Source organism: Bacillus sp. NP157, assembly GCA_018889975.1.
Taxonomy (GTDB): domain Bacteria; phylum Pseudomonadota; class Gammaproteobacteria; order Xanthomonadales; family Rhodanobacteraceae; genus Luteibacter.
The window spans coordinates 2,283,688-2,298,834 of sequence record CP076546.1 but is presented as its reverse complement, the minus strand read 5'-3'; the positions used below and the strand labels follow the sequence as shown (position 1 = coordinate 2,298,834).

Genomic DNA, 15,147 nt, shown 5'->3' with positions numbered 1-15,147 from the left:
AGCGACTTCAACTCAGTGGTTGCCGCCGCGGTTGCCACCGCCGCCGCCACGGTTACCACCGCGCGGACCGCGATTGCCGCCGCCGGGGCCGCCCTGGCCGCCGCGACCGCCAGCGCCACCGGGACCACCCGGGCCACGCTTGCCGCCCGCGCCTGCACTGCGGTTGCCACCCGGGCGACCGCCCGGGGCACCCTGGCCCGGTGCACGGTTGCCGTAGCCACCGCCCTGGCCGGAGGCGCGGTTACCGCCGCCACCCTGGCCCGCTGCGCGATTGCCACCGCCACCCTGGCCCGGCGCGCGGTTGCCGTAGCCACCACCGCCCTGGCCACCCTGGCCGCCCTGGCCGCCACGCGGACCACGGTTGCCACCGGCACCGCCGCCACCGCCGACGCGATTGCCGACGTTGCCTGCGACGTTGCCGTTGGCGTTACCACCACCGGTGCGGCTGTCGCCAGCGAACCACGTGCGCATGGCCGGCAGTTCCTGGCCGGGCGCGACGCGGCGCGACGACGGCTTGCGCACCTTGGACGCGCGGTCCGGACGGTCGACGTTGCCGTTCACTTCGCGACGGCCACCCTGGCCACCGGGAGCGCCACGGCCACCGCCTGCACCACCGCGACCACCACGGCCGCGGGCCGGGCCGTCGTCACGCAGGCGATCGAACGCGGTGAGCTCGCGGGCTTCGTCATGGCGCGCCGAGCTCCAGCCACCGGCGCTGGTGCCCTTGTCCGGACGATACTCGGTGACGTGGCGCGGGGCGCGACGCTGGTGCACGACGGCGCTGAGGGTCAGCACCGGGGCCGGTGCACCCAGGCCAGCGCGCTCGCGCAGGGCCTTGATCGCGGTTTCGTCGAGCGACTCGCTGTCGCCACGACGCAGTGCGCGCGGCAGTTCCACGGTGCCATAGCGGATACGCTTCAGGCGGCTGACGAGGAAGCCCTGGGAATCCCACAGGCGACGTACTTCGCGGTTGCGGCCTTCGCGGATGGTGACGCGGAACCAGCTATGGCTGCCGCCGCGGCTGATCACCGCGATTTCGTCGAAGCGGGCGGGGCCGTCTTCCAGCTCCACGCCGGCCTTGAGGCGCTCGATCATTTCGTCGGGCACTTCGCCGTGCACGCGGCAGAGGTATTCACGCTCCAGGCCGCTCTTGGGATGCATCAGCGCGTTGGCAAGCTCGCCATCGGTGGTGAGCAGCAGCAGGCCGGTGGTGTTGATGTCCAGGCGGCCCACGGCGACCCAGCGCGCACCCTTCAGGCGCGGCAGCTGTTCGAACACGGTGGGACGGCCTTCGGTGTCGTCGCGCGTGGTCACCACGCCTTCCGGCTTGTGGTAGATCAGCACTTCGGCGTCGTCGCGGCTGTCGGTGGACACCACGAACTGCTTGCCGTCGAGGACGACGCGGTCGCCGGCGTGGACGCTGGCGCCGATGGTGGCGGCGGCGCCGTTGACTTCCACTTCGCCTGCCTGGATACGCTGTTCGAGCATGCGGCGCGAGCCCAGTCCGGCATTGGCCAGGACCTTGTGCAGGCGCTCTTCAAGCTGCGTGTTGTCTTCGGTGCGGCCGCTATCGCCGCGCTTGAGGCTGAGTACGGAACGTTGTGGCGCATTCATGCGCGTGACTCCTCGGTATCTTTCTCGGCGCCGTCGTTTTCGTCGGCGCCTTCGGGGTTCCCTGCCTCGTCGGCAGTGTGGGGGGCCTCGGCGACGGTTTCGTCGGCGGGCAGTTCGTTCGCGGGCTCGTCGCCTTCTTCCACGTCGGGAAGGGCGGCGCGGGCCGGCATGCTGTCCGCATCGCCTTCAAGGCGCAGCTGCGGGTTCAGTTCGTCCAGATCGCGGATTTCGGAAAGCGGGGGAAGGGCATCCAGCGATTTGAGGTTGAAATAGTCCAGGAAGGTGCGGGTGGTCCCAAACAGGGCCGGCCGTCCCGGGACGTCGCGGTATCCCACGACGCGGATCCATTCGCGCTCCTCGAGCGTCTTGATGATGTTCGAGGAGACCACCACGCCGCGGATCTGTTCGATCTCCGGGCGGGTGATCGGCTGGCGGTAGGCGATCAGTGCCAGCGTTTCGAGCAGGGCGCGGGAGTAGCGGCTGGGCTTTTCCGCCCACATCCGCGAGACCCACCCGTGGACGTCGCGGCGTACCTGATAGCGCCAGCCGGAGGCGACCTCCACCAGTTCGACGCCGCGTCCTTCGCAATCCACCGTGAGCGCCTGTAGCGCCGCGGCCAGTTCGTCCGTGCCGACTTCCTCTTCCTCGCCGAAGATCGCCTTGAGTTGCACGATCGTCATCGGCTGGGTCGACGCCAGCAGCGCCGCTTCCACGATGGGTTTGAGTTGCTCGGGTTGCATAGGCCTTCGGATGGGCCGTGCCAGGCACGGCGCGTTCGGTTTGCTGCTCAGGGGTGGCCGCGGCTAGGCAGGCCCACTCCCGGTTCGTGGCCTCGTGTGGGCCGTCAGGCGAGCGCTTCTTCGCGCGCGGCCTCCGTCTGTACCTTCGTTTTCAGGTAGATCGGGCCCAGGCTTTCTTCCTGGACGATCTCCACGAGCATTTCCTTGGCCAGCTCGAGCATGGCCAGGAAGGTCACCACGACGCCGAGCCGACCCTCGTTGACGTCGAACAGCGTTTCAAACCGGTGGAAACCGCCGATCCCCAGGGTGTTCAGCAGGTCGCCCATGCGCTGGCGGACGCTGAGCGGTTCACGCTGGATCGCATGGTGCGTGAACAGGTCGGCGCGCTTGAGCACATCCTTGAGCGCGAGCAGCATTTCCTTGAGGTCGAGCGGGGGCGGGACGCGTACCACGTTGTGCTCGCCGACGAAGGCGTGGACCACGGTGGTGTCGCGTTCCAGTCGCGGCAGCTCTTCGATATCGAGCGCCGCTTTCTTGAAACGTTCGTACTCCTGCAGGCGGCGCACCAGTTCCGCCCGGGGATCGTCTTCCAGGCCTTCCTCGGCCGGCGGACGGGGCAGCAGCAGCCTGGACTTGATCTCCGCGAGGATCGCGGCCATCAGCAGGTACTCGGCCGCCAGCTCCAGGCGCATCACTTCGCGCATCATCTCGATGTAATCCATGTACTGCCGGGTGATCTCGGCGACAGGGATGTCGAGGATGTCGAGGTTTTGCCTGCGGATCAGGTACAGCAACAGGTCGAGCGGACCCTCAAACGATTCCAGGATGACTTCGAGCGCATCCGGCGGGATGTAGAGGTCCTGCGGCATCTGCAGCACGGGCTGCCCGCGGACCACCGCCAGGGGCATCTCCTGCTGCTGCGGCACGCCGGCAAAAGCGTTCCGCGCGGTTTCGGTTGTCTCGACCACCTGGACGTCGGTTGTCTCGTTAGTCATCGGCACACGTCAGAAGGGCCGCATTCAAGCGGCCGGGAACGCAAGCAACCATCGATGCTGTCCGGCGGCTCCACCGCCACCTCGCCGGGCATGCCGCGCATCGTCGCTGACGGGCGGAAGGCATGGCCGCTGGACACCCCAGGAGGGTCATCGTCTGTGAGCTGGGTCGGGAAGCACGCCATCGCCGGCCCTGACTGCAGGCCGGGAGGGCTGTTCGCCCGAAATATTCACCCGATTGACGCACAGGGTATAGCGTGCGCCGGTGCAAGTCCAGCGGCCGCCTGTGCCGCGCCGGGCATTCCGGCAGAATACGCATATGCCCCAGGACGCGCGAGCCATCATCCACGTCGACATGGACGCTTTTTACGCGTCCGTGGAGGAGCTGGACGACCCCTCGCTGGTCGGCAAACCGGTGGTGGTGGCGGGCCTGGGCCGCCGCGGGGTGGTCTCCACGGCGAACTACGAAGCCCGTAAGTACGGGGTTCGTTCGGCCATGCCGACCGCCGAGGCGCGTCGCCGCTGCCCCCAGGCCGTGTACATCTACCCCCGGCACGACCGCTATGCGGCCATCTCGGCGGTGGTGTTCGGGGTCTTCGCCGAAGTCACCCCGATGATCGAGGGCTTGTCGCTGGACGAGGCCTTCCTCGACGTCACCGGTAGCCTGAGGTTGTTCTCATCCATTGAGGCCATCGGCGGCAAGGTGAAGGACAGCATCCGCGAGCGCACTGGCCTGAACGCCTCGGTGGGCATGGCGCACAACAAGTTGCTGGCCAAGCTGGGCAGTGAGCTGTCCAAGCCGGACGGCTTCCTGCTGATCCGCCCCGACGAGGTCCGCGGGTATCTCGACCCGCTGCCGATCGGCCGGATGTGGACGGTGGGCAAGGTCGCCGAGGAGGCATTGCACAATGTGGGCATCCGCACCATCGGCGACCTGCTGCGCGCGGACGCGTGGCGGCTGAACCGGGCCGTGGGCGAGCGCCACGCCGCCCAGCTGCGGCGGCTCTGCCTTGGCGAGGACGAGCGCGCGGTGGTCACCGATGCGCCCGAAGTCTCGATCGGTTCGGAGTGGACCTTCGAGCAGGACGTGGACGACCTCGCCATCGCCGAGGCCTGGTTGCTGCGCCAGTGCGAGCGTGTCGGTGCACGTGCGCGCGGACGCGACATACAGGCGCGTACGGTATCGGTGAAGTTGCGCGAGCCGCCCTTCGTCACCCACAGCCGCCAGGCGCAGTTGCCGACCCCGGGTAACGCCACGCCGGATATCTATGTCGTGGCACGACGCTTGCTAAACGTCTGGTGGCACCAGCATCCGCGGCCACGGCTGCGTTTGCTTGGTGTCACGCTGTCGGGCTTCGACGCGCGGCACGGCGACGAACAACAGGACATGTTCGCTGCGCCAGTCGCGGAAAAACGCTCCGATGGCGTGCAGGACCGCATCAACGAGCGCTTCGGCGCAGGTTCACTGGTGCGGGCTGGCGTGCTGAAGACGCGCGGACGAGAGTGATGGCGGTGCTGCCGCCCGAGCCGGGACTGCGCTAATGTGTCCGTTTGTGACACGGAAGGTAAGTTTCGTGGAGTGCGGTCATGCCGACCGTGATCGTCAATCGCCGGGAACCGGGATGGGTAGAACAGCTGATGGCTGACAAGGAAGGCCCCAACGTGCGTTATCGCCACGCAAGGATGAAGGTGCAGACCGCGGTGCTGATGAGCCGCGGCGGGGAAGCACACCCGACCGACCTGGTGGATATCTCCGCCACCGGCGCGCTGTTGCGCCGCCCCTCGGGCTGGCGCGGCGAAGCCGGGCAGACCTGGATCCTCGACATGGTGTTCGGGCACGACCTGCACATCAACGTGGAAGCGCGCGTCGTGCGCGCCTCCGCCCGCCAGATCGGCATGGAGTATTCGCTGATCCCGGAAGACAAGCAGGCTCCGCTGTGGGAGCTGCTGGGCGGGTATGCGGATACGCTTGAGGCTTGGTCGGACGAGTAGGCGGGCCGATCGCGCTTAGGCGCGTTTCGATGTTGCGGCTGCGCCGCCGTGTCTTTGATTCGCGCGCAGGCGCGTTACGTCGTTGCGGCTGCGCCGCTGTATATTTGGGTCGCGCGCAGGCGCGCTCCTACATGTACCTATGCAACGTTGTAGGAGCGCGCCTGCGCGCGATGTTCTTCAGACCTGCGCAGCCTTGCGCTTCGCGCGGTCCTCATCGCGCAGCTCGCGACGCAGGATCTTGCCGACGTTGGACTTGGGCAGCGCGTCGCGGAACTCGATGTGCTTGGGCCGCTTGTAGCCGGTGAGCTTCTCGCGGCAGAACGCCTTGAGGTCCTCCTCGGTGAGCGCCGGATCCTTGCGCACCACGAAGATCTTCACCACCTCGCCCGAGTGCTCGTCCTCGACGCCCACGGCCGCCACTTCGGCAACGCCCGGGTGGCTCATGACGATGTCTTCGATCTCGTTCGGGTACACGTTGAAGCCCGAGACCAGGATCATGTCCTTCTTGCGATCGACGATGTACACGTAGCCGCTGGCGTCCATCTTCGCGATGTCGCCCGTGCGCAGCCAGCCGTTGCCGTCGAGCACCTTGGCCGTTTCGTCGGGGCGGTTCCAGTAGCCCTTCATCACCTGCGGGCCCTTGATGCAGAGCTCGCCGACTTCGCCGGTGGCCAGCACCGTGCCGTCGTCGGACCAGATCTGCACGTAGGTCGACGGGATCGGCAGGCCGATCGAGCCGTTGTATTCCTTCAGGTCGAGCGGATTGATGCACGCGGCCGGCGAGGTCTCGGTGAGGCCGTAGGCCTCGGCGAGGGTCACGCCGGTGGTCTTCTTCCAGCGGTCGGCCACGCTGCGCTGCACGGCCATGCCGCCACCGAGCGACAGGTGCAGGCGCGAGAAGTCCAGCTCGGCGAAGCCCGGCGTGTTCAGCAGGCCGTTGAACAGCGTGTTGACGCCGGTGATCGCCGTGAACTTCTCCTTGGAGAGTTCCTTGACGAAGCCCTTCATGTCGCGCGGGTTGGTGATCAGCAGGTTCTTCGCGCCCATGCGGGTGAAGACCAGGCCGTTCGCCGTCAACGAGAAGATGTGGTACAGCGGCAACGCGGTGACGATGATCTCTTCGCCCGCGACCGCCGAGCCGCTGATCCAGGCGTCGGCCTGGAGCATGTTCGCGATCATGTTGCGATGGGTGAGCATCGCGCCCTTGGCCACGCCGGTGGTGCCGCCCGTGTACTGCAGGAAGGCGATGTCGTCGTGGGTGACCTCGACCGTGGGCAGCGGGTGGGCCTTGCCACGGGAGATCGCGTCGTTGAAGCGGGTTTCCTTCGGCAGCTTGTAGGCCGGCACTTCCTTGCGGACATGCTTGACCACGAAGTTGATGATGCTGCCCTTGGGAAAGCCGACCAGGTCGCCGACGGCGGTGGTGATCACGTGGTTCACGCGGGTGCCGGCAAGGGCTTCCTGCGCGGTGTGGGCGAAATTGTCGAGCACCAGCAGCGCCTTCGCGCCAGAATCTTCCAGCTGGTGGTGCAGCTCGCGGGCCGTGTACAACGGATTGGTGTTGACCACGGTGAGCCCGAGGCGCAGCGCGCCGAACAGGGCCACTGGGTACTGCAGGAGGTTCGGCAGCATGATCGCCAGCCGGTCACCCTTCTTCAGGCCGAGTTCGCCGGACAGGAAGCCGGCAAAGGCCGCCGAGAGCTGGTCGATCTCGCCGTAGGTCAGGACCTTCCCGAAATTCGAGAAGGCAGGACGGTCACGAAATTTCTGAAACGATTCTTCGAAGACCGCCGCAACGGAGCGGTACGCGTTGACGTCGATGTCGGCGGGGACGCCGGCCGGATAGTGGTCAAGCCACGGGCGCTCGTTGCTCATGTACGGGACAGGCTCCTGGAAGTGTGACACTCGCACGGCACAGCCGTCGTACGATCGGAAGAATTGGAGCATACGCGTGCGTATAGCGGCAAGCCGCAGCGCAACGAGGCGAAACAGGGCAAATCATGCAGCTATCAACGATCTACCGCACCTTACTCCTGATCGCCCTCGCCGGGGTGGCGGCCTGCCACCACACGCCGGACGACGAGCAGGTCCGCGCGGCGATCGCCGCCGCGGCCGCGGCGACCGAGACTGGCAGCGCCAGTGACACCGTAGCGGCCCTCTCGGACGACTTCGATGGCAACGGGGGGCAAATGGATAAGCGAGCGCTGGCCAACCTGGTCCGCCTGTTTGCCTTGCGCGGGCAGAAGGTCCACGTCCTGCTTGGGCCGGTATCGGTCGAGAAACGCGGCGAGCGCCAGGTGGCGACGTTCACTGCCACCCTGGCCGCGAGCTCGGGCGTGCTACCGGACGATGCCGGGGCGTATCGGGTGGAGACGGGGTGGCGCAAAGACGGCGGGAAGTGGGTTTGTTTCACGGCGACATGGAAGCGTGCCCTTTGACTAAACAGCGGCGACCCATCTTGCGCCGCAGTCTCCCCATTACCTTAATCTGACGTCCCCGCACCCACCGGCTAAGGATAGGCAATGCAGCAGGCAGGAATGGCTTTGAACGCTGTGCGACATGCTCCAGCAGACGGGCGTCCGCAGCGATCCGTTTTGGCGTTGCTCGTGGGGTTAGGTCTGTTCTCAGCAGCGTTGTCGGCGCGAGCCCAGGACGCGCAATCCGACGACATCCAGCAATCCAGCGAAGCAGTGCACCTGAGGCAGTCCTACGTCGATTGCATGGGCGGCGGGGGTGCGACCACCGCGGCACTGCTCAAATGCGCCCACGACGAGTTTCAGTTCCAGGATAAGCGGTTGAACCGCCAGTACAAACTGGCTATGTCCTTGATGTCCGCGGATCGAAGGCTGGCTCTTCGTGACGATGAGCGTCGCTGGCTCGACTCGAAGAAAAAGCGGTGTGCGCTTCCCGCCGATGGCGGCACGGCGGATCAGGTGGCGTCTGCCGACTGCGAAGTCCAGGAAACGGCCAGGAGGGCCACGTTCCTGGAAATGCAGGGCCGGAAATAGGACGCGTGGAAGATATGCATTGAATGCCGCATGAAAAAAGGCCCGGTTTCCCGGGCCTTTTTTTTAAGCCGCCTTGGCCAGCTGGCGAAGCACGTACTGCAGGATGCCGCCGTGGCGGAAGAACTCGCGTTCCTTCGGGGTCAGCAGCAGCACCTTCACGGTGAACTCCTTGACCGAGCCGTCCGGGCGCGTGGCCTTGACCGTCGCGGTCTTCGACTCGCCGCCGTTGAGGCCGGTGATGTCGAAGGTCTCGTCACCCTTCAGGCCGAGCGTCTGCGCGTTCTCGCCCTCCTGGAACTGGCAGGGCAGCACGCCCATGCCGACCAGGTTGGAGCGGTGGATGCGCTCGAAGCTCTCGGTGATCACGGCCTTGACGCCGAGCAGCAGGGTGCCCTTGGCCGCCCAGTCACGCGACGAACCGGTGCCGTATTCCTTGCCGGCCAGGACCACCAGCGGCGTGCCGTCGGCCTTGTACTTCATGGCGGCGTCGTAGATCGCCATTTCTTCGCCGGTCGGGATGTACTTGGTGTAGCCACCCTCGACGCCGTCCAGCATCAGGTTCTTGATGCGGATGTTGGCGAACGTGCCGCGCACCATCACGTCGTCGTTGCCGCGACGCGAACCGTAGGAGTTGAAGTCCTTCGGCTCCACGCCCTTGGAGATCAGGAAGCGGCCCGCCGGGCTGTCCTTCTTGATCGAGCCGGCCGGCGAGATGTGGTCGGTGGTGATCGAGTCACCGAAGATGCCCATGGCGCGCGCACCGTGGATGTCTTCGATGGTGCCGGCTTCGGCGGACATGCCGTCGAAGTAGGGCGGGTTCTTGATGTAGGTCGAATCGTCCCACGCGTAGGTCTGGCCATCCGGCGAGGCGATCTGGTTCCAGCGGCTGTCGCCCTTGAACACGTCGGCGTAGCTGTCCTTGAACATCTGCGGGCTGATCGCGCCGGCGATGAGGTCGGAGATTTCCTGGTTGCTCGGCCAGATGTCCTTGAGGAACACCGGCTGGCCATCGCTGCCCGTGCCGATCGCGTCCTTGGTCAGGTCGATGTTGAGCGTACCGGCCAGGGCGTAGGCGACCACCAGCGGCGGCGAGGCCAGGTAGTTCATCTTCACTTCCGGGTGCACGCGGCCTTCGAAGTTACGGTTGCCCGAGAGCACCGACGCCACGGCCAGGTCGCCCTCGGCGATGCCCTTGCTGATTTCGGCCGGCAGCGGGCCGGAGTTACCGATGCAGGTGGTGCAGCCGTAGCCGACCACGTAGAAGTTCACCTTCTCCAGCTCGGCGAGCAGGCCGGTCTTCTTCAGGTATTCGGTGACCACGAGCGAGCCCGGGCCGAGCGAGGGCTTCACCCACGGCTTGGAGGTCAGGCCACGCGCGGCGGCCTTCTTCGCCACCAGGCCGGCGGCAAGCATCACGGCCGGGTTGGAGGTGTTGGTGCACGAGGTGATCGCGGCGATGACCACCGAACCGTCGTTGATGCGGAAGTTGGCGCCATCCTTGTGGACGAGCACGCCTTCTTCATTGATGCCGTTGGCTTCGTTGCCGATGGCGGTGCCGCCGCCTTCATTGCTGAAGCGCGAGGTGTCGCCATTCTTCGTCTTGCGGTTGGCCGTGAGCGGGCCGACCACGTCGAGGAAGCTCTGCTGCACGCCTTCGAGCAGGACGCGGTCCTGCGGGCGCTTCGGGCCAGCCAGCGACGGCCTGACGTCGGCCATGTCCAGGTCGAGCACGGTGGTGAACTCGGCTTCCGGCGTGTTGGCGTCGTGCCACAGGTTCTGTGCCTTGGCGTACGTTTCCACCAGCTTGATCTGGCTCTCGTCGCGGCCGGACAGGCGCATGTAGTTCAGCGCTTCCTGGTCGATCGGGAAGATGCCGCAGGTGGCGCCGTATTCCGGGGCCATGTTGGCGATGGTGGCGCGGTCGGCCAGCGGCAGGTTCTGCAGGCCCGGGCCGAAGAACTCGACGAACTTGCCGACGACGCCGAGCTTGCGCAGCATCTGGGTCACGGTGAGCACGAGGTCGGTGGCGGTGACGCCTTCCGGCAGCTTGCCCTTCAGGCGGAAGCCGACGACCTGCGGGATCAGCATCGACGACGGCTGGCCGAGCATGGCGGCTTCGGCTTCGATACCGCCCACGCCCCAGCCCAGCACGCCGATGCCGTTGATCATCGTGGTGTGCGAGTCGGTACCGAACACGGTATCCGGGTAGGCGAACGACTCGCCGTCCACTTCGTTGGTGAAGACGACGCGGGCGAGGTTCTCCAGGTTCACCTGGTGGACGATGCCGGTGCGCGGCGGCACGACCTTGAAGTTGTTGAAGGCCTTCTGGCCCCAGCGCAGGAACGAGTAACGCTCCTGGTTACGCTCGAACTCGATCTCGACGTTCTGCTCGAGGGCGCTTTCCGAACCGAACGCGTCGACCTGCACCGAGTGGTCGATGACCAGTTCGGCGGGCGCCAGCGGGTTGATCTTGTTCGGGTCACCGCCCAGCTTGGCCACGGCGTCGCGCATGGCGGCCAGGTCGACCACGCAGGGCACGCCGGTGAAGTCCTGCAGGACCACGCGGGCGGGCATGAAGGAGATCTCGATGTCCGGCTCGGCCTTGGAATCCCACTTGGCCACGGCCTCGATTTCCTTCGAGGTGACGTTCACGCCGTCTTCCTGGCGGAGCAGGTTCTCCAGCAGGATCTTCATCGAGTAGGGCAGGCGCTTGAGGTCGAACTTTTCGCCGAACTTGGCCAGGCTGGCGATGGTGTGGCGCTTGCCGTCGACTTCGATTGAGTCGCGGACCGAGAACGAGTCTTTCATGCTGTACTCCTGGCGTGGCTTTCTTTAGCTGGGGAGGCCTGGCGGCCCAGGGAGGGGGGCGCCAAAGCGTCGATTATCGCGCAGTCTGCCGCTGGTATGCGACCGCCTTGAGACCATGGGTCCGTTAGAATGACCCCTCGTGGCGCAGGCCGCGCGGATTTCGGCGGCAAAAGGATGAGGGCGGGGGCGGATGGGCGCAAACGTATTTGATGGCACGCAGCGTTCGATGATTTCGATGGCCCTGTCGTCGGTGTCCCTGCGCGACCTCGCGCTGGTCCAGGCCGTGGCCCGCGAGGGCAGCTTCAACAGCGCCGCGCGCGCCATGTACATCAGCCCTTCGGGCCTCTCGCACCAGGTGCAGAAGGTGGAACAGGCGCTGGGCATGCCGCTGTTCGAGCGCGGCGGCCGCCGCGTCGTGCCGACCTCGGCCGGGCAACGCCTGCTTGGCTATATCGAGGGCGTGCTGGCCGCCGCCGAGCACCTGGAGCACGCGGCGCGTGCCGGCGACATCGCGTTTGGCGGCGAGCTCAGGGTCGGCGTGCCCTCGACGCTGGGCCCCTACCTGCTACCGCACGTGATCGAACCCTTTCCGCAGCGGTTCCCCGGCGCTCGCCTGACCATTTCCGAGGGCAAGCCGCGCGGGCTGCTGCGCCGGCTGGGCGAGGGCGAGCTGGATGCCGTGCTGGCGCCGCCGAGCGCCACGGTGACGGGGCTGGATTCGACCGCGCTGTTCTTCGAGCCCTACGAACTGATGCTGCACAAGGGCCATCCGCTGGCGGGGCAGCCGGCCGTGGCCCTCACCGAGCTGGACGCCGCGGACGCGACGCTGATGGCGGAAAGCCACGGCAACGGCGTGTCCGACCTGGGCATGCCTGGCGCGGCAAGGCCGGAACGCATCCAGGACCTCAGCATCGAAAGCCTGGCCACGCTGGTGGCCCTGCGCGGGGGCTATACGCTGGTGCCGATCCTGGCCCACGAGCGGCTTCGTTCGATCCCGAACGTGGTGCTGGCCGCCGTCGAGGGCGCACGGCCCGGGCGGCACATCGCCCTCTACTGGCGCAGTGCCTCGCCCTGGCGCGACGACCTGGTCGGCTTCGCCGAGCTACTCCGCGGCCTGGCCGAGACCATCCCCGGCCTCGACGCCGCCGTCCCCCTCACAGTGTAGGAGCGCGCCTGCGCGCGACGGGATGTGCCACGACCCCGCCTAAAACCCGTTATCCAGCGTCGACCCAGTCAGCAACCCGCGTGCAAGCATCGCGCACTGCTTGCCCTGAAACAGCATCTGCCACTGGCGGCCACCGAGCTGGTGCCAGAGCACCGCCGAGCGCACCGAAGCCAGCAGCGAGGCGCGGACCCGGTCCACGTTGGCCTTCTGCTGCAGGTGCGGCGGGTTGCCGGTCACCATCACGCGTGGCTTCAGGGTCGACAGCGTGCTCGCGTAGAGCTCGGCCAGCCGGGCCGCCACGTTGGGGTGGGCGAGGCCGAAGTGTTCCACCTGGCGCTGCGCGGAAACGATGCCGTCGTGCAGGCGGGTGACCAGCGGGCGCTGGCGGGATAGCGCGCGCTCCAGCCGCAGCACGGTCACGCCCATGCGCATCACCGCGACTTCGCGGGTCTGCTCCTCGAATTGGCCGACCAGCGTGCGCAGGCCGCGGCGCACGCCGGCCACGCCACCGTACACACCCGCGACCGTATCGGCGTCGATCCGGAATACGCTGGCAAGGCTCGCCTCGTAGGCGGCCTCGTCGCAGCGGCCTTCGCTGGCAAGCTGGTGGGCCAGGGCGGCACCCTGGAAGACCCCGGCCAGGGCCAGGACGCGCTCTTCATTCATCGAAAAAACTCTGTGTAGGAGCGCGCCCGCGCGCGACCGAGCCAAACCCCAGCCATCACGCGAGCCCACCATAAATCGCATCGGTCGCCGCGATCACGGCACCACCGAGGCATACATCACCGTCATAAAGCACCACCGACTGCCCCGGCGTGACCGCACGCTGGGGCTCATCGAAGGTGACGTGCAGCGTGTCGGCGCGAACCTCGACCGTGCAGGCCTGGTCGGCCTGGCGGTAGCGGGTCTTCGCGGTGCAGCGCAGCGACAGGCCGGGCGGTTCGCCCGCGACCCAGGTGGCGTCCGTCGCGGTGAGCCGGGTCGACTGCAGCCAGCGGTTCTCGCCACCCTGGGCGACCACGAGGGTGTTGGTAGCGACGTCCTTGCCGACGACATACCAGGGTTCGTTCGGCGCGTCCGCGCGTCCGCCGATGCCGAGCCCGTTGCGCTGGCCCAGGGTGTAATACATCACGCCCTGGTGCTCGCCGACGACGCGGCCCTCGGGGTCGACCATCGGGCCGGGCTTCGCCGGGAGGTATTGCGCGAGGAAGGCGCGGAAGTCGCGCTCGCCGATGAAGCAGATCCCGGTGGAATCCTTCTTGGCGGCCGTGGGCAAGCCGGCCTCGCGGGCCATCTCGCGGACCAGCGGCTTTTCGATCTCGCCCACCGGGAACAGGGTGGCCGACAGCTGCTTCTGGCCGAGGGCGTGCAGGAAGTAGGTCTGGTCCTTCGCCGTGTCCACCGCGCGCAGCAGGCGGTAGCGGCCTTCATGGAAATCCACCCGTGCGTAGTGGCCCGTCGCGATCTTCTCCGCGCCGAGGGCCTGGGCATGGTCCAGGAAGGTCTTGAACTTGATCTCGCGGTTGCACAGCACGTCGGGGTTGGGCGTGCGGCCGGCCGCGTATTCGGCCAGGAAATGCTCGAACACGCCGTCCCAGTACTCGCCGGCGAAATTGCGGGCGTGGAAGGGGATGTCCAGCCGGCCGCAGACGGCGACGGCATCGCGGCGGTCATCGTCCGTGGTGCACGGGCCGGACCGGTCGTCCTCTTCCCAGTTCTGCATGAACATGCCTTCCACCTCGTGGCCGGCTTGCTGCAGGAGGATGGCGGCGACGGAGGAGTCGACGCCGCCGGAGACGCCCAGGATGACCTTCATGCCGGGACCAGGAGGCTGGCGACGGTGTCGAGGGGCAGGCGGCGGCCATCGAGCCAGGCGTCGATGGTGTCGAGGATCAGCGGGCTGCGCAGGCGCTCGCCCAGCGCTTCGATCTCGTCGCGCCGCAGCCAGATCGCCTTGCGGATGCCGGTGTCGAGGGGCCGCGAGGCATCGTGGGCGACCGAATGGCCGCTGAAGCCGAAGCGCAGCACCTGTTCGCCGTGCTCGTGGCTCATCCACTGCCAGACGCCGAGGAAGGCGTCGAGCACCACCGTATGCCCGGTTTCTTCCAGCACCTCGCGGACGGCGGCGGCCTGCAGGGTCTCGCCGGGATCGAGGTGGCCGGCGGGCTGGTTGTAGGCCACCTCGCCAAATACCTCCTCTTCCACCATCAGGTAGCGATCGCCGTGCGCGACGACGCACGCCACCGTGACACGGGGGCACCACACGTTTTCGGCCGGGACGTCGGTCTGGGTCATCTGACGAAAGGAAGAGATGGCTCTGGAAAAAGACATATTGTGCCATCACCTGTGGAAATCGACCCCGAAAGGGGGCGAAATCAGGTGTATATAATCGAATCGCGTACCGAAGGTTCTTAATTAATGTCCCAGGAACACGAACACGATCAGGAAAGCGACCGCGGGCACGGGTTGGCAGTCGAAACGTCCCGTCCCGAAACGGCGCGGCCGCCGCTGTTCCAGGTGGTCCTGCTGAACGACGACTTCACGCCGATGGATTTCGTGGTTGAGGTATTGCGCAGTTTCTTCGGCATGGACCAGGAGAGGGCGGTCCAGGTGATGCTCCATGTCCACACACGGGGGAAGGGCGTGTGCGGCGTGTTCACCCGCGAGGTGGCAGAAACGAAGGTGACCCAGGTCAACGAGTACTCACGGTCTCATCAGCACCCGCTGTTGTGCACTATGGAAAAGATGTAGCCGATCCCCCATCTGGAGTTCATGCGGCACTCACAAGGGGCTTGACCTCGCCGCCCACAGCTATCGGAGACGGTCCG

The 15,147-nt window shown here is 66.8% G+C and carries 14 protein-coding genes; 6 read left to right on the top strand and 8 right to left on the bottom strand.

The features are described 5' to 3' along the window. Positions 1 to 12: 12 nt before the first annotated feature. From KPL74_10550 to KPL74_10540, 3 genes are all read right to left on the bottom strand, one after another. Complete coding sequence (locus KPL74_10550; protein ID QWT22415.1) at positions 13 to 1,614, bottom strand: rRNA pseudouridine synthase; 1,602 nt, start codon at positions 1,612 to 1,614, stop codon at positions 13 to 15. Further along, complete coding sequence (gene scpB, locus KPL74_10545) at positions 1,611 to 2,327, bottom strand: SMC-Scp complex subunit ScpB (protein ID QWT22414.1); 717 nt, start codon at positions 2,325 to 2,327, stop codon at positions 1,611 to 1,613. Before scpB ends, KPL74_10550 begins: the two co-directional genes overlap by 4 nt. 131 nt (positions 2,328 to 2,458) lie before the next feature. Further along, positions 2,459 to 3,349 carry a segregation/condensation protein A gene (locus KPL74_10540; protein QWT22413.1) on the bottom strand — a complete coding sequence of 297 codons (891 nt, stop codon included), beginning with the start codon at positions 3,347 to 3,349 and terminating at the stop codon, positions 2,459 to 2,461. 316 nt (positions 3,350 to 3,665) lie between these two features. Here KPL74_10540 and dinB point away from each other — a divergent pair, with 316 nt between their 5' ends. Together dinB and KPL74_10530 are read left to right on the top strand one after the other, a co-directional pair. Beyond that, the gene (dinB, locus tag KPL74_10535) at positions 3,666 to 4,853 is read left to right on the top strand and encodes a DNA polymerase IV (protein QWT22412.1); all 1,188 of its coding nucleotides are present in this window, start codon (positions 3,666 to 3,668) and stop codon (positions 4,851 to 4,853) included. A gap of 80 nt (positions 4,854 to 4,933) precedes the next feature. Then, entirely contained in the window at positions 4,934 to 5,338 is a 405-nt protein-coding gene (locus KPL74_10530; GenBank protein ID QWT22411.1) for a PilZ domain-containing protein, read from the top strand. Between the two features lie 177 nt (positions 5,339 to 5,515). Here KPL74_10530 and KPL74_10525 read toward each other — a convergent pair whose 3' ends face one another. Next, positions 5,516 to 7,213, bottom strand: a complete 1,698-nt coding sequence (locus KPL74_10525) for an AMP-binding protein (protein ID QWT22410.1) — start codon at positions 7,211 to 7,213, stop codon at positions 5,516 to 5,518. Positions 7,214 to 7,338: 125 nt separating this feature from the next. Between KPL74_10525 and KPL74_10520 the strand changes: the two genes are divergently transcribed. Together KPL74_10520 and KPL74_10515 are read left to right on the top strand one after the other, a co-directional pair. Continuing rightward, on the top strand, positions 7,339 to 7,776 hold the full coding sequence (locus tag KPL74_10520; GenBank protein QWT22409.1) for a hypothetical protein: 438 nt from the start codon (positions 7,339 to 7,341) through the stop codon (positions 7,774 to 7,776). 84 nt (positions 7,777 to 7,860) lie between these two features. Then, entirely contained in the window at positions 7,861 to 8,346 is a 486-nt protein-coding gene (locus tag KPL74_10515) for a DUF1311 domain-containing protein (GenBank protein QWT22408.1), read from the top strand. Positions 8,347 to 8,409: 63 nt separating this feature from the next. On the opposite strand, the gene acnA is transcribed toward KPL74_10515, so the two are convergent. Further along, positions 8,410 to 11,154 carry an aconitate hydratase AcnA gene (acnA, locus tag KPL74_10510; protein ID QWT22407.1) on the bottom strand — a complete coding sequence of 915 codons (2,745 nt, stop codon included), beginning with the start codon at positions 11,152 to 11,154 and terminating at the stop codon, positions 8,410 to 8,412. 226 nt (positions 11,155 to 11,380) lie between these two features. Here acnA and KPL74_10505 point away from each other — a divergent pair, with 226 nt between their 5' ends. Next, positions 11,381 to 12,319, top strand: coding sequence for a LysR family transcriptional regulator (locus tag KPL74_10505; GenBank protein QWT22406.1), 939 nt, complete (start codon positions 11,381 to 11,383; stop codon positions 12,317 to 12,319). A gap of 39 nt (positions 12,320 to 12,358) precedes the next feature. Here the strand turns inward: KPL74_10505 and hflD are convergent, their stop codons facing one another. The 3 genes from hflD to KPL74_10490 are packed head-to-tail and all read right to left on the bottom strand — an operon-like array spanning position 12,359 to position 14,614. After that, positions 12,359 to 12,985, bottom strand: coding sequence for a high frequency lysogenization protein HflD (gene hflD / locus KPL74_10500; protein ID QWT22405.1), 627 nt, complete (start codon positions 12,983 to 12,985; stop codon positions 12,359 to 12,361). A gap of 55 nt (positions 12,986 to 13,040) precedes the next feature. Beyond that, positions 13,041 to 14,135 carry a tRNA 2-thiouridine(34) synthase MnmA gene (mnmA, locus tag KPL74_10495; protein QWT22404.1) on the bottom strand — a complete coding sequence of 365 codons (1,095 nt, stop codon included), beginning with the start codon at positions 14,133 to 14,135 and terminating at the stop codon, positions 13,041 to 13,043. Next, complete coding sequence (locus KPL74_10490; GenBank protein ID QWT22403.1) at positions 14,132 to 14,614, bottom strand: NUDIX hydrolase; 483 nt, start codon at positions 14,612 to 14,614, stop codon at positions 14,132 to 14,134. Before KPL74_10490 ends, mnmA begins: the two co-directional genes overlap by 4 nt. Positions 14,615 to 14,737: 123 nt before the next feature. Between KPL74_10490 and clpS the strand changes: the two genes are divergently transcribed. Continuing rightward, positions 14,738 to 15,070: an ATP-dependent Clp protease adapter ClpS gene (gene clpS / locus KPL74_10485; protein ID QWT22402.1), complete on the top strand. Its 333-nt coding sequence runs from the start codon at positions 14,738 to 14,740 to the stop codon at positions 15,068 to 15,070. Positions 15,071 to 15,147 lie beyond the last annotated feature (77 nt).